Source organism: Kitasatospora indigofera (genome assembly GCF_014655955.1).
Classification (GTDB): Bacteria; Actinomycetota; Actinomycetes; order Streptomycetales; family Streptomycetaceae; genus Kitasatospora; species Kitasatospora indigofera.
Window position 1 is genome coordinate 109,252 of sequence record NZ_BNBO01000018.1, and the last position, 12,583, is coordinate 121,834.

General features: G+C 74.0%; 13 protein-coding genes. 5 read left to right on the forward strand and 8 right to left on the reverse strand.

The window, feature by feature from the left end; translation table 11 throughout:
* Positions 1 to 2: 2 nt before the first annotated feature.
* Both IE329_RS17775 and IE329_RS17780 read left to right on the forward strand, forming a co-directional pair.
* The gene (locus IE329_RS17775) at positions 3 to 491 is read left to right on the forward strand and encodes an acyl-CoA thioesterase (protein WP_190211873.1); all 489 of its coding nucleotides are present in this window, start codon (positions 3 to 5) and stop codon (positions 489 to 491) included.
* A gap of 3 nt (positions 492 to 494) precedes the next feature.
* Entirely contained in the window at positions 495 to 1,049 is a 555-nt protein-coding gene (locus IE329_RS17780; RefSeq protein ID WP_190211874.1) for a flavin reductase family protein, read from the forward strand.
* Positions 1,050 to 1,123: 74 nt separating this feature from the next.
* Here the strand turns inward: IE329_RS17780 and IE329_RS17785 are convergent, their stop codons facing one another.
* A complete protein-coding gene (locus tag IE329_RS17785; RefSeq protein ID WP_190211875.1) occupies positions 1,124 to 2,497 on the reverse strand; it encodes a cytochrome P450 in 1,374 nt (457 codons plus the stop codon).
* Positions 2,494 to 3,474 carry a DUF1702 family protein gene (locus tag IE329_RS17790; protein WP_190211876.1) on the reverse strand — a complete coding sequence of 327 codons (981 nt, stop codon included), beginning with the start codon at positions 3,472 to 3,474 and terminating at the stop codon, positions 2,494 to 2,496. Before IE329_RS17790 ends, IE329_RS17785 begins: the two co-directional genes overlap by 4 nt.
* 187 nt (positions 3,475 to 3,661) lie before the next feature.
* Here IE329_RS17790 and IE329_RS17795 point away from each other — a divergent pair, with 187 nt between their 5' ends.
* Positions 3,662 to 4,639, forward strand: a complete 978-nt coding sequence (locus tag IE329_RS17795) for a hypothetical protein (protein WP_190211877.1) — start codon at positions 3,662 to 3,664, stop codon at positions 4,637 to 4,639.
* A gap of 37 nt (positions 4,640 to 4,676) precedes the next feature.
* On the opposite strand, the gene IE329_RS17800 is transcribed toward IE329_RS17795, so the two are convergent.
* Positions 4,677 to 5,318: a TetR/AcrR family transcriptional regulator gene (locus IE329_RS17800; RefSeq protein WP_190211878.1), complete on the reverse strand. Its 642-nt coding sequence runs from the start codon at positions 5,316 to 5,318 to the stop codon at positions 4,677 to 4,679.
* Between the two features lie 76 nt (positions 5,319 to 5,394).
* On the opposite strand from IE329_RS17800, the gene IE329_RS17805 reads away from it, so the two are divergent.
* Together IE329_RS17805 and IE329_RS17810 are read left to right on the forward strand one after the other, a co-directional pair.
* Positions 5,395 to 6,759, forward strand: a complete 1,365-nt coding sequence (locus IE329_RS17805) for a carotenoid oxygenase family protein (RefSeq protein ID WP_190211879.1) — start codon at positions 5,395 to 5,397, stop codon at positions 6,757 to 6,759.
* A 146-nt stretch (positions 6,760 to 6,905) separates the two neighbouring features.
* Positions 6,906 to 7,673: a helix-turn-helix transcriptional regulator gene (locus IE329_RS17810; RefSeq protein WP_268257290.1), complete on the forward strand. Its 768-nt coding sequence runs from the start codon at positions 6,906 to 6,908 to the stop codon at positions 7,671 to 7,673.
* A gap of 63 nt (positions 7,674 to 7,736) precedes the next feature.
* On the opposite strand, the gene IE329_RS17815 is transcribed toward IE329_RS17810, so the two are convergent.
* The 5 genes from IE329_RS17815 to IE329_RS17835 all read right to left on the reverse strand — a co-directional run bounded on the left by IE329_RS17815 (position 7,737) and on the right by IE329_RS17835 (position 12,570).
* Positions 7,737 to 9,035: an ABC1 kinase family protein gene (locus IE329_RS17815; protein ID WP_190211881.1), complete on the reverse strand. Its 1,299-nt coding sequence runs from the start codon at positions 9,033 to 9,035 to the stop codon at positions 7,737 to 7,739.
* A 289-nt stretch (positions 9,036 to 9,324) separates the two neighbouring features.
* The gene (locus tag IE329_RS17820) at positions 9,325 to 10,044 is read right to left on the reverse strand and encodes a maleylpyruvate isomerase family mycothiol-dependent enzyme (protein ID WP_190211882.1); all 720 of its coding nucleotides are present in this window, start codon (positions 10,042 to 10,044) and stop codon (positions 9,325 to 9,327) included.
* Entirely contained in the window at positions 10,041 to 11,084 is a 1,044-nt protein-coding gene (locus IE329_RS17825; RefSeq protein WP_229927533.1) for an NAD-dependent epimerase/dehydratase family protein, read from the reverse strand. The genes IE329_RS17820 and IE329_RS17825 overlap by 4 nt, the downstream gene beginning before the upstream one ends.
* Before the next feature lie 509 nt (positions 11,085 to 11,593).
* Complete coding sequence (locus tag IE329_RS17830; protein ID WP_190211884.1) at positions 11,594 to 12,058, reverse strand: SRPBCC family protein; 465 nt, start codon at positions 12,056 to 12,058, stop codon at positions 11,594 to 11,596.
* Entirely contained in the window at positions 12,055 to 12,570 is a 516-nt protein-coding gene (locus IE329_RS17835) for an RNA polymerase sigma factor (RefSeq protein WP_190211885.1), read from the reverse strand. Before IE329_RS17835 ends, IE329_RS17830 begins: the two co-directional genes overlap by 4 nt.
* Between the last annotated feature and the right edge of the window lie 13 nt (positions 12,571 to 12,583).

Sequence of the window (12,583 nt, forward strand, 5' to 3'; positions counted from 1 at the left end):
GCATGCAGCCGTTCTACGAGTACCGCCACCTCGTCGGTTTCGAGGAGACCAACCTGGTCGGCAATGTGTACTACGTCAACTACCTGCGCTGGCAGGGACGTTGCCGGGAGATGTTCCTGCGGGAGCTGGCCCCCGAGGTGCTGGCGGACATCCGCGACGACCTGAAGCTGTTCACCCTCAAGGTGGACTGCGAGTTCTTCGCGGAGATCACCGCCTTCGACGAGCTGTCGATCCGGATGCGGCTGCAGGACCTCACCCAGACCCAGATCGGCTTCGCCTTCGACTACGTCCGGCTGCCCGCCGGCGGCGGCGAGGAGCTGGTCGCCCGGGGTCAGCAGCGGGTCGCGTGCATGCGCGGGCCGAACAACGACACCCGGCCGACCAGGGTCCCGGAGCAGCTGCGCCTTGCCCTGGAGCCGTTCGCGGCGGTGCCGGCCGGCGCCGCCGCACGGGCCGCCGGGCAGCCCGTCCCCGTCCCGAGCGAGGCGTAGCCGATGACCTCGACCGACAGACTGCCCGCGGGCGGCCCCCCGGCCGCCCGGCCCGGCCGGCACCCGCGCCCCGCCCACGACCGGGGCGAACTGCGCGGCGTGCTGGGGAGGTTCGCCACCGGGGTCACCGTGCTCACGGCCGGCCGGACCGCCCCCCGGGGGATGACCGCCAACTCGTTCACCTCGGTCTCGCTGGACCCGGCGGTGATCCTGGTCTGCGTGCTGCGGACCGCCGCCGTGCACGAGACCATCCTGGCCGAGCAGGCCTTCGCCGTCTCGGTGCTCTCGGGCACCCAGGAGAAGGCGGCCCGGCACTTCGCGGACCGCCACCGGCCCCGCGGCGCCCAGGAGTTCGAGGCCGTGGAGACGGTCCCCGGCCGGTTCACCGGGGCACCCGTGCTGGTCGGGGCGCAGGCCTGGCTGGAGTGCGAGCTGACCGCCGAGTACGACGGCGGCGACCACTCGATCTTCCTCGGCTCGGTGCTGGACATCGGCCGCGGGCCGGCCGACGACCCGCTGCTCTACTTCGCGGGCGGCTTCCACCGGTTGGACGACTGACCGACCGCCCCGCCCCTGAAGGAGCCCCCCGGCCGTGCACCCGGCCGGGGGGCTCCTTCATGGGCGGGACCGGGTCAGTCGACCGGGTGCACGGTCATCGGCAGACCGCCCTGGACCCGCAGGGTCAGCATCGGCTCCGGCCGGACCACGTGGCCCGGGGCCTTCGCCAGCTTCAGCTCACGGACGACGGCCGCGATCACCACCGTCGCCTCCAGCAGACCCAGGCTGCTGCCCACGCAGTAGCGCGGGCCGGCGCCGAACGGGATGTAGCTGTACCGGTGCCGGCCGCCCGCGCGGTCCGGCGCGAACCGCTCCGGGTCGAAGCGGTCCGGCGCCTCCCAGAACTCGGGGTGGCGGTGCAGCGTGTACGGGCAGATCAGCACCTCGGCGCCGGCCGGCACGTGGAACCCGCCGATCTCGTCCTCCTGCTGCGCCTTGCGGGGCAGGATCCAGACCGGCGGGTGGAGCCGCATCACCTCCTCCAGCACCATCGAGGTGTAGGTCAGCCGGTGCAGGTCCTCGGGGGTCGGCTGGCGGTCCCCCAGCACGCTCACCACCTCGTCGTGCACCTTCTGCCACACCAGCGGGTGCTGGTCGAGCTCGGTGAAGGTCCAGCTGAGGGTGGAGGCGGTGGTCTCGTGCCCGGCCAGCAGCAGGGTCACCAGCTCGTCGCGCATCCGCTGCCGGCGGACGGCCTCGTCCGGTTCGGCGGCGGTCGCCTCGATCAGGCGGGAGAGCACGTCGTCGCCGTCCTCGCCGGGGTTGGCGGCGCGTTCGGCGGCCAGCGCCGCCGTGATCCGCTCCAGGTCGGCCCGGGCCCGGCGGAACTTGCGCTGCTGGGGCAGCGGCAGCCAGGACGGGACGGCGCTGAGCGACATCATCTCGAAGATCGCCTGGTCCTGGACGACCTCGAAGGACTCCCCGATGGACTCGTAGGCGCCCAGGTCCGCGTCGAGCAGGGTGCGGCCGAGGATGCCCAGGGTGAGCCCGGTCATCTCCTCCCGGATGTCGACCGGGCCGGTGCCGGCGCGGGCCCGCAGCCGGGCGACCAGCTTGGCCGCCTCCTCCGCGATCACCCCGGTCTGCCGGTTGATCCGGCGCGGCTGGAAGACCGGCTGGATGACCTTGCGCTGGGTGCGCCACAGCTCACCCTCGCTGGTCAGCAGCCCGTCGCCGAGCGCCCGGCGGGCGTGCACCAGGCCGATCCCCTTGTGGTAGTTGGCCGCGTTGTCGGCCAGCACCCGCTTGGCGTGGTCCGGGTGGTTGAAGAAGAACAGCGTCTTCGGGCCCAGCGGCAGCCGGACGGCGTCGCCGTAGCGCAGCGCCGCCGAGGTCATCACGGTGAGCCGGTCGCGCGCCATGCTGGCCAGCAGGGCCGGGGCCCGGCGGGCCGGCGGGCCGGGCGGGAGCCGCCGGGCCCGGGTGCGCGCGGCGTCGGGGGCGCTCATGCGACCACGTCGCCCTGGGCGACCAGCTGTTCGGCGATCCGCCGGCGCCACACCTCGTACGCGGGCACCGCGCCGTCCACCACCGGGACGGGCCGGGCCTTGTCGCACAGCGCGGCCGCCTGCTGCGGCGTCAGGTCGCAGAAGAACCGCGCCGCGAGTTCGGTGTGCGGGGTGACCAGGCCGGCCTCCACCCGCGCGGTGGCGGCGAAGGCGGAGGCCTGGGCGACCTGCGGGCGGTGCCGGCCGGCCCGCCGCAGGAAGACCTGCAGCTCGGACTCGTCGCCGCCGCCCGCGTACGTCGCGGCCAGCCCGGCGCCGCTGTAGAGGTCCTGCCGGCGGGACTCGGGGAACCGGTCGATCAGGTCGGCCACCACGTCGGGGGCGGAGCCGCCGACGAACCACATGGCGCGGCCGATGCCCTGGTCGAGCGCACGGTCCGAGTAGCCGGCCGGGCCGCCCTTCGGCCACGGGAAGCCGCGCTCCTGGTAGTGCTCGTGCACGTACTTGCGGGTGTGGAAGTACGCCTGGTGGAACCCGTAGCCGTCCAGCACCAGCCAGCGCAGCAGCGGGTCCGGCGGGCTGACCGCCGCCCACCGGAACCGCGGCAGCCGGGCCATCGCCCAGCCCACGCCGACGTAGACCATGTAGCTGTGGTGGCGGCCGCGGCCGGCGAGCAGGTCGGCCACCTTGCGGCCGTTGCCGAGGCCGAGGCCGTCCAGCATCGCGGCGCCCATTCCGGCGCCCTCGTAGGCGAATCCCCGGAATTGCTCGGGAATCCCCTCCAACCGGGTCTCGGCGTCGGCGACCGTCCGCGCCTCCATCACGTAGGCGTAGCCGGTGAGAAAGGTCGCGCCGACCGTCTCCAGGAGGTCCCTGGATTCCGCGCTCTTCTCGTGGAAGCCCCGCTTGGAAAGCAGTGTTTCCGAATGATCTGGGGTCAGAATGCGGCGCCTGAGCGCACGCCAGGAACCCGTCATGTTTTTTCCTCCGGGGATCGGAGCTGCTATTGGGCGCAGCTCTCCAACCGAAATCCTTGCGGTCCGCCCGAAGGGCCGTCTACTTCGAACGTGCCCAGCCGAGAGCACGACGGAAGAAGCCGCGGCGGCTCCGGCCCCCCCAGAATCAAGCCGTCCCGCACCGCCCCTCCAGAGGAAGAACACCTACGTGAGTGATCTCAAGCGTGCGCCGGAGCCCGTCACCGAGGCCCCCCGTACCTCGCTCTTCGTCAGTGGGAGCTTTCCGCGCCGCCGCGGACTCCTGGTACTGCTCAGCGCCGCTTTCGCCCTGTTCCTCTCCTACGCGTGGTCCTCGAAACTGGTCGACACCGAGATCGGCGTCAACACGGCCAACGCGCTGCTCGGCCACGACGCCCACAAGACACCGATCGCGGGTGTCGCGTCGGGCGTGCTGTTCGCGTTCGTGACCGGCCTGGCCGGCTCCTTCACGGCCTGCAACATCGCCGTGTTCGGCGCGGTGGGCCCGATGGTGGGCCGGGCCGGCTCGCGCCGGGAGAAGCTCCTGCAGACGGCACGGCCGCTGGCCTGGATGGCGGCGGGCATGATCCCGGTGTCCGCCGCGTACGGCGCGCTGGTCGGGTTCGTCGGCACCCGGATGCCGCAGTTCTCGACGGCCACGGCGGCGCCCGGCACCATCTCGGCGCGCAGCGCCCAGTCGATGATCGCCTTCGGTCTGATCGGGCTGGCCATGATCGTGCTGGGGCTGGCCGCGGCGGGCGTGGTCAAGGACCCGCTGGGCCCACTGTCCCGGCGGTTCCCGAACGCGCCGATGGTGGTGCTGGGCGCGCTGGTCGGCGGGTTCCTGATCGGGCGCCCGTACCCGCTGTTCCGCGATCTCTTCCGGCACGCCGCCACCACGCACAACCCGCTGTACGGCGCCGCGGCCTTCACCCTGCAGTCGCTCGGCAACATCCTGGTGATGTCGGTGCTGGTGGTGGCGCTGACGTACGGGCTGGGCGGACGGCTGCAGCGCTGGCTGTCGGCCTCGCCCGGCCGGGTGGCGGCGGTGACGGCCGCGGCCTTCCTGGTGGCCGGCGTCTTCACGCTGGTGTACTGGGACGTGCGGATCCTGGGCCGGCTGGGCTACATCTGGTGGCCCACGGCGCCCTGGAACGCCCCGCACTGACCCGAGCGGCACCTCGGCGGACCTGGGCGCGACGCGCTCAGGTCCGCCGTCCGCGTGCCCGCTCCAGCGAGGCCAGGGTCTGCGCCGGGTCGGCGCCGGCGCCCATCAGCAGCCCGCCGACCTGGGCCTCGAAGCAGGTGTCCGCGTCGTTCGGCGGGATCAGGTAACCGCCGAGTTCGAGGGTGACCAGCCCGTGCAGGGCGATCCAGAGCTGGTGGGCCACGGACTGCGGGTCGCCGGGCCGCAGCCGTCCGGTCTCCATGCAGCGGCCGACGGCGCGGATCAGGGTCTCCAGGGTGTACCGCCCGTGCTGGCGGTCCTCGTCGGCGAGCGAGAAGCTGCCGAGCACGGAGCCGCCGAACATCACGTTGTAGAGGTTGCGGTGCTCCAGGGCGTTGCGGCGGTAGGCCCAGCCGAGCACGGCCACGTCGGCGACCGGGTCCTCGCTCTCGCGGACCTCGGTGAGGCTGCGGTTGAGGTAGCTGAAGCCCTCCCGGACCATCGCCCGGACCAGGTCGCCCTTGCCGCCGAAGTGCGTGTAGACCGCCATCGTGGAGGTGCCCACCTCGGCGGCCAGCCGGCGGGTGGACAGCGCCTTCGGGCCCTCCTCCGCGAGCAACCTCGCGGCAGCCTCCACGAGTTGCGGTCCTAGCGTGGGGTCGATCTGACGTGGGCTCACCCTTGACATCCTCTCACGGCCGCGCGAACCTTGACACAACAGTGTTATATAACGTCGATATGCAAGGAGACGCCGGATGCCCACCGCCCACGCCCACACCACCTCCCACCTCCTGACCGGCGGATACCGGCCGGTCACCGAGGAGACCACCGAGCACGGCCTGCCGGTCCGCGGCCAGCTCCCGCCCGAGCTCGACGGCACCCTGCTGCGGATCGGCGCCAACCCGCTCGGCGCGCACGACCCCGCGCTCGACCACGCCTTCGCCGGCGACGCGATGGTCCACGGCCTGCGGCTGCGCGGCGGCCGCGCCGAGTGGTACCGCAACCGCTGGCTGCGCAGCGACCGGGTCGCCCGCGCCCTGGGCGAACTGCCCGCCCCCGGGCCCCGCCGGGGCCTCGCCGACACCGTCAACGCCGGCCTGGTCCGGCACGCCGGCCGCACCCTCGCGCTCGGCGACGGCGGCGCGCTCCCGGTCCAGATCGGCGACGAGTTGGAGACCCTGGCCCGGATCGACCTCGACGGCACCCTGCCGGCCGGGTTCGCCGCCCACCCGGTCTGCGACCCGCTCACCGGCGAACTGCACGCGCTCACCCACGACCACACCCTGCCGCACCTCACCCACCTCACCGTCGACGCGCTCGGCAAGGTCCGGCGGGCCGAGCCGATCACCGTCAAGGGCACGCCGATGGTGCACGCCTTCTCACTGACCGACCGGCACGCGATCATCTACGACCTGCCGGTCACCTACGACCCGGCGGCGGCCGCCGCCGGCTCCCGCGTCCCCTACACCTGGGACGACAACCACGGCGCCCGGCTCGGGCTGCTGCCGCGCGAGGGCTCCGACGCCGACGTGCTGTGGCTGGAGATCGACCCCTGCTTCGTCTTCCACCCGGTCAACGCCTACGAGGAGGGCGACCGGACGGTCATCGACGTGATCCGGCACGAGCGGGTCTTCGACCGCGACCAGCTGCACCCGACCGAGTCCGCCCCCGCCCTGTGGCGCTGGACCGTCGACCGCCGCCACGGCACCGTGCGCGAGCACCGGCTCGACGGCCGGGTGCAGGAGTTCCCGCGGATCGACGAGCGCTTCGCCGGCTCCCGCCACCGCTACGCCTTCACCGTGGGCCTGCGGGCGGGCGAGGGCTTCGCCCTGGCCGGACCGACCCTGCTGCGGCACGACCTGGCCGCCGGGGCGACGGACACCCACGACCTGGGACCCGGCCGGGAGGCCGGCGGGGCGGTCTTCGTCCCGCGCGCGGCGCACGCGCCCGAGGGGGACGGCTGGCTCCTCAGCCTCGTCCACGACGCCCGCACCGACCGGGGCGAGCTGATCGTGCTCGACACGACCCGCTTCTCCGGCCCGCCGGTCGCGGTCGTCCCGCTCCCGGTCCGCGTCCCGCACGGATTCCACACCCAATGGGTGGCGTCCGCCCACGGATGATCAATTCCGGTCCTAAAAGGCACCGTTGCGTCCATCGGCCCCCCTCGCTAGGCTCAATCCGCCAATGCAGCAGCACAAATAGGGCATCCACCCCAGGGGAATGGAGAGCTTCCTTGCATGACGCTGTCGAGCGAGCCGTCGCGACGATGTGGGAACGGTTCGACGAACCATTGACACTGACCGATATCGCGGATACGGCAATATTGAGCAAGTTCTACTTCTCACGCGTATTCCGCACGTTGACCGGCACCTCGCCCAGCCGCTTCCTCGCCGCCGTCCGTCTCTGTATGGCCAAGAAGCTGTTGCTGGAGACCACGGTGAGCGTCACCGACATCTCCATCATGGTCGGGTACAACAGTTTAGGTACCTTCACCAGCCGCTTCACCCGCAGCGTCGGCGTCCCGCCGGCACGGTTCCGACTGATGTGCCAGCTCGGCATGAGCGCCACCCCCAGCGCCCTGCGCCCCGGAAACCCCGCCGCGCACCGCGGATCCGTCCACGGCGAGGTGTACGTCCCCGAATCGCCCCACCCGATCCGCATCTATGTCGCCGCCTTCAAGGAATCGATCCCCGAGGGCCAGCCGAAGTCCTGCGACATCCTCGAAGGCCCCGGCAGCTACCGGCTGATCGGCCTGCCGGACGGCCAGTGGTCCGTCCGGGTCGCGGTGGTCCCGAAGAGAGCCGTCGCCTCCGGCCCGATGGTCCGCCAGCCCCTGTTCATCGGGGCGGCCCAGAAGCCGGTGGTGATCTCCGGCGGCAAGGCCGTGGAGGCCGACATCATGACCCGCCCGCCGGGCAACCTCGACATCCCGATCCTGCTCGCCCTGCCCGAACTCGACGGCTGGCAACCGTTGGAGGCGGCGCTCCCGATCAGATCGTCCGAGGTGACCGCCTCCGTCGTCCCCGGCGCCTGACCGACCGGGACGCGCCGGCCCCCGACGGGCGGGATGGTCAGCAGGGACCATCCCGCCGGGCCCTCAGTCGCCCGGCCGGCCGTCCGGCTCCCCGACGGCCTGCATCAGGACCGGCACCGCCTCGCCCTGGAAGTCCACCCCGGGGTCGAAGCTGTGGATCATCCCCTCCAGCACCAGCAGGGACAGCAGCGGGAAGGCGAACTCCGCCGCCGCGAAGATGCCGAACTTGCGCTGCAGCTTGAACAGCCGGGGCGCGAAGGCGGCCAGGTTGAAGTCCGCGGCGACGACCGCGGACGCGTCGCCGACCAGTTGCTCCACCGCCGTCCGGAACGCCTCCTCGTCGAAGTCCTCGGGCACCCGGGCGGCACTCTCGATCACGATCTCGGCGCAGCGCCGGCCCTGGCCGAGCGCCATGCTGAGGAAGAACTCGCCGAAGTGCCGCCGGACCCGGTCGGGCAGCCGCACCACGAACCCGGCGTCCAGCATCACGACGTCGCCCGCGGCGTCCAGGCGCAGGTTGCCGGGGTGCAGGTCGCAGTGCACCAGGCCGTCCAGGAACAGCATCTGGTACACCGTGCGCAGCACCCGCTGCATGGCGTCCCGGCGCTCCTGCGGGCTGTACGGCTCCGGACGGAAGTCCCGCAGGTCGTCCAGGAACTCCATCACCAGCACCTGGTCGCCGCCGAAGCCCTCCACCGGCGCCGGCAGCCGGACTCCCTTGACCCCCGCCAGGTTGGCCCGCAGCTGCGTCAACGAGGCCCGTTCCGCGGCGAGATCGGCCTGCGCCAGGACCGCCGTGCCGACCTGGCCGAGCATCTCCTCGGCCGGCAGCCGGCGCATCCCGGGGAGCTTTCCGGCCATCCGGGCCATCGCCCCGGCGAGCCGGAAGTCCCCGCTCATCACCGGGACGATGCCGGGCCGCCGGATCTTGACCGCGACCACCGTGCCGTCGGCCAGCACCGCGCGGTGCACCGTGGCGATGCTCCCGCTGCCGACCGGCTCCCAGTCGAAGCTGCGGAACGGCCACTGCTCGGCGGGCCCGAACTCCTCGGTCAGGACGGCCGCCAGCTCCTCCCGGGACGGCGGCGGCACGGTGTCGGTCAGCCGCCCCAGCTCGCCGCACCAGCGCTCCGGCAGCAGGTCCCGCCGGGTGCTGAGCAGTTGGCCGACCTTGACGTAGAACGGGCCGAGTTCGGTCAGCATGGCCGGCGCCGCCACGGCGAGCCTGGCCGAGACCGTGCCCTCCTCGCCCCGGCGGAACACCGCCCCGCCCACCGCCCGCCCCGTGTGCCGCAGGGCGATCGACCCGATCCTGACCGCCCGGCGGCCGAGACCGGCCCCGCCGGCGTGCGCGTCACTCATGAGAGCCTCCATCGTCGACTGTGCGCGTCCCCGGTCCGGTTCGGATCGGCCCTACAGATGATCAGCACCCGCGGGCCGCCGGACTTCTCCCAACGTGCCCGGTACGTCCCCGGCCGGGCATCCGGGCCCGCGCCGGTGTCCGGGCACGCCGCGACCGGGCCTCGGGCCGGTCGCGGCGGAAGTCCGGTCGGGCGGGGTCCGGTCAGGCGGGGTCCGGTCAGGCGGGGTCCGGCCCGGCCCCGGCCGGGGCGACGGCCCGGCGCACGGCGGGACGGCCCGGCCGTCGGGTTCAACTCCCGTCCGCCATAGGCTCGAACGGCTCCGCCGGCGGGTCGAACGGGGGCCAGGTGAAGGCGGGCAGCCACCGCTCGGGCGGCTCGCTCCAGTCCAGGCGGGCGATCTGCCCGAGCGTGCGCCGCCCGGTGAGCGAGCGGAAGAGGTCGTACCGGTGCCCGCGTACGGTGACGGCGGGCTCCCCCCGGCCCACCACCCAGGAGGCTCCCGGAGTTTCGAGGCGCAGCGCCGGCAGCCCCTGCTCGATCACGGTGAGACCCATGCCCAGCGTGACCAGGTCCAGCGACGCGGGGTACGCGGGGTGGTCGGCGGGCACCGGCACGCCGAGCGCGTGCCGCAGGTCCAGCTCGTGGACAAGGATGTCCATCGTCATCTTGAAGCCCAGCAGCCCCTCGAACGCGTCCGGCAGCTGCGCGGACAACTCGGACCAGCGGTCGAGGAGTTCGGCGAGGCCGGCCTCGTCGTCCGGATCCGGGTGCTCCAGCGGCAGCCTCGGCACCCCGTTCACCACCCCCTGGCAGACGTCCAGGAGGTGCGCGAGCAGGTCCCGCACGGTCCACCCGGGGCAGGCCGGGACGGGGACGGCGGACAGCTCGGGCCTGCCGGCCAGCAGTCCGGTGATGTTCTCCCTGGTTCGCTCGTACCCGAGCCGCTCCGGCAGTCGCTCCCAGCGCTCCGGCGCCGCCGCGGCGGCCGCGTCGGACTCCGTGATCATCCTCGTCCTCCCCCTCCCCCGGGTCCGCCCGACGGCGTCCCGGCCTGGCGACCGGCCTGGCGACCGGTCAGGTACCTCTGCTCGTACAGCCAGCGGACGGTGTCCGCCATCGTCTCGGCCACCGGCCGCGGCACGATGCCGTGCGGCGCGTCCCCCTCGGCCGGCACCGCCACCGCGCAGGTGTAGACGGCCCCGTACTCGGCCGGGATGTGCCAGGGCCAGGCGTGCTGGACCACGCCGGTCAGCAGCCCGAACGGCAGCATCGCCCGGGCGGGCAGGTACATCGCCGGCAGCGGCCGCCCGGTGACCTCGCGGACCGTCCGGACGTACTGGCGGGTGGTCAGGTAGTGCTGCGGGCCGAAGTACCGGGCCGGGCCGGTGGCCGGCGCGGTGACCAGCGCCGCGTGCATCGCGGCGGTGTCCCGGACGTCCCCGACCGGCAGCCCGCCGGCCGGCCAGAGCGGCATCAGCCCGCGCAGTTCGTTGCGCAGCCGGGAGTTCTGGTCCCCCAGGTGCGGGTCGTCCGGGCCGAGCAGGGCCGGCGGGTAGGTGGTCACCACCGGCGCCCCGGCGGCCTGGTGGCGGCGGGCCACCTGCTCGGCGGCCGCCTTGGTCGCCAGGTACACCTCGCGGGGCGCGCCGACCGGCGAGTCCGTGCGGATCACCGGCCCCTCGGCCGGGAACAGCGCCCCGACGCTCGACACATGGACGATCCGCTCCGCGCCGGCCGCCAGCGCGGCGGCCAGCACCAGCTCCGTGCCGCGCACGTTGGTCCGCCGCATCTCGTCGGCGCGCCGGCTGTCGAAGGAGTACACCGAGGCCGCGTGCAGCACCGCCTCGGCGCCGCTCACCGCCTTGGCCACCGCGTCCTCGTCGGTCACGTCGCCGACCACCGTCTCGACCGCCCCGGGACCGACGCCGAGCGGCCGCAGTGCCCGGCCCACCCCGGCCTCGTCCCGGACCAGCAGGCGCACCCGGCAGCCCGCCCGCAGCAGGGCCGCGACCGAATGGGCGCCGACGAAACCGGTGCCCCCCGTCACGCACACCAGCATCCGGAACTCCTCTCTCCTGCACCGACGGGCGCGCGCGGCACGACAGGCGTGCGGTACGGCGCCCGGCGGGCGGCGACCGTCGCCACCCGCCCGGACCACGCCCCGGGGAGCGCCCGCGCCGGTGGCGGGACGGTGTCCGGACCGGAGCGGGCAGGGACGGGCCGGCGGACCTCCGGGTCCGCGGCCCCCCTGGCCGGCGCGCACGTCTGTCCAGGCACGGCCGTCCGCCTCCTCCGGTCCTGCGCGGGGCGGCGTCCGGCCCGGCAGGGGCGGACGCCCGAAGCCATCCTGGTGGCAGCGCGGCCGGCTTGGCTTCTCGCAACGTGCCTCGCCGCCCGGGGCGGCCCGTGGGGGACGCCCACGCCTCCTGCCGGGCACGCCCGTTGGCCCCCCGTCGCCCCTGCCGCGTGGCGAGGCACGCGTCGGCGCCGCACGCACCGGCACCGCACGCGCCGGTGCCCCGCGCACCGGCACGCCGCACGCCGCGCGGCACCGACTCAGGCCCGCAGGTCCGGATGCTCCGCGAAACGCCGCACCGCCCGGTCACCGAGCGCGTCCAGCACCGGCCGGAGCAGCCGGGCCCCGGGCACCCGGAACCCGCCGAGCGAGCCGAACCTGGTGCCGTCGCCCTCCGGCGTCGCGGCCATCGCCCCGACCACGAAGCGGCTGCTCATCAGGCACCAGCCCGGCCGCAGCACCACCTCGAAGTCCGCCCGCTGACCCAGCGTGCCCACCGCCCTGGCCCGCAGCCGGTCGCCCTCCGCACGGGTGACCGTGAAGGACCTCACCGTGGAGAGCAGGAGCGGGAGCTGGTTCTCCAGGTCGGACGCCACCGCCCAGACCCGCTCCGGCGGGACGGGCAGCACGATCTCGGCGTGGTGCAGGGCCCCGGGCAGGGTCCGCGCCAGGACCCGCAGCCGCCGGATCGGGTCGAGTTCGGCCACCGGCCGGTCCTGGCTCATGATTCCCACACCTTCCGAAAGCTCTGCCGGGCCCGGTGGAGCCGCGACCGTACGGTGCCGGGCGGCACCGCCAGCACCGCGCCGGCCGTCGTCTCGTCCACCCCCTCCAGGTCACGCAGCACGAGCACCGCCCGGTGCTCGGGGGAGAGCCGCGCCAGCACGTCGCCGACGTCGGTGGCGAGCTGCTGGTCCGCGCCGCCCGCGACCTCCTCCAACGGGTCGCCCGACAACCGCTTCGCCCGGGCGGCCACCCGCACCGCCTCGCGCACCGCGATCGCCCGGACCCAGCCGAACAGGGCCGCGTGGTCGCGCAGTTGACCGATGTTGCGGAGCACCACGATGAGCGTCTCCTGGGTCGCGTCCGGCCCGTCCTGCCGGGCGATCGGCCCGCAGATCCGCCCGACGTACGGTGCCAGCAGGTCCATCAGGTCGCCGAGCGCGATCGGGTCGCCGCGCTGCGCCGCCCGGACCAGCGCGGGATCCACCTGCGGACGTGAGTCCGTGCCGGTCATCGGCTCCCCCTGC